Raw genomic sequence first — 948 nt, 5'->3', positions numbered from 1 at the left:
TTCAATAATTCGCCTCATCATTGTTGACCATGGGTGCCCAAGTCTATCATGCCAAAGCATAAAAATATTTGGGTTAGAGAGCTTCTGGCTCATCACCATATTTAATTCAATTGTTGTTATAGTTGTATAATATAATCCTGAAGAAAAAACAGGCAATTTTTCCACTACAAGCTTCTGGCTTGAATCAATATGAGTAATACATAAATATTCTTTATTATTTTCACATGTGGTCTCAATATGATATCCATTACGACGTATATCTTTAAAACTTAGCAGATTTCTTCTGGATCTGACTGAATATAAGGCATCGTTAATATGGAATATCGTGCCACATGGTAACATAATAGTGGCTCTTCCGGAACCATCAATCAAGTCTGCAGGACCTGATATTGTATTTACATTAGTTTCAACTAATGTTATATGGGAAAAATATTTTTGATCCCGAAGGATTGTATGAGTAGTAGCACTATCTGCTAGACATATCTCTCCACCATTTATCTTGGAACCGAGCGATCCAATACTAAGATCCATACCCTTTAAAAAAATATTAAATAAATTCAATATAAAATTTGAATAAATAAAATGCATAAAACATCCAAAACAATAAAAATATTAATCGATGTGGACTTTTCCATCACCAATTAAATGATCAATTTTTCCATTTGGATCTTCAAAAGGCTTGGTAAAGTTTAACCAAATGGTCAGCCGTATAACATGTACGCGACCAATGCCCCTTCATACCACACTTATAACATTTATTTTCATAATTCGCAGGAGGCTGAAATTTTTCTTTGCCTTGCCTTCCTCCATTGTTATACCACTTCTGGTGGTTTTGTTTGGTATTGATATGACCTCCCCGTGGTCTATAATTATTTTGACCACGGCCTCGCCCACGCCCATGGCCACGACCACGGCCACGGCCACGGCTATGACCACGACCACTAGATG

General features: G+C 36.2%; 2 protein-coding genes. Both read right to left on the bottom strand.

Features of this window, described 5'->3' with window-relative positions:
* On the bottom strand, positions 1-588 hold a 588-nt coding region (locus tag HLA95_RS30345; protein ID WP_222185147.1), incomplete at its 3' end, for a GAG-pre-integrase domain-containing protein.
* Between the two features lie 147 nt (positions 589-735).
* Positions 736-948, bottom strand: a 213-nt coding sequence (locus HLA95_RS30340; protein WP_255592575.1) for a hypothetical protein, incomplete at its 5' end; no start/stop codon positions are given.

This window comes from Geminicoccus harenae (assembly GCF_019800005.1).
GTDB classification, from domain to species: Bacteria; Pseudomonadota; Alphaproteobacteria; order Geminicoccales; family Geminicoccaceae; genus Geminicoccus; species Geminicoccus harenae.
The sequence above is the reverse complement of the archived record's forward strand: the minus strand, read 5'-3'. Positions and strand labels throughout refer to the sequence as shown.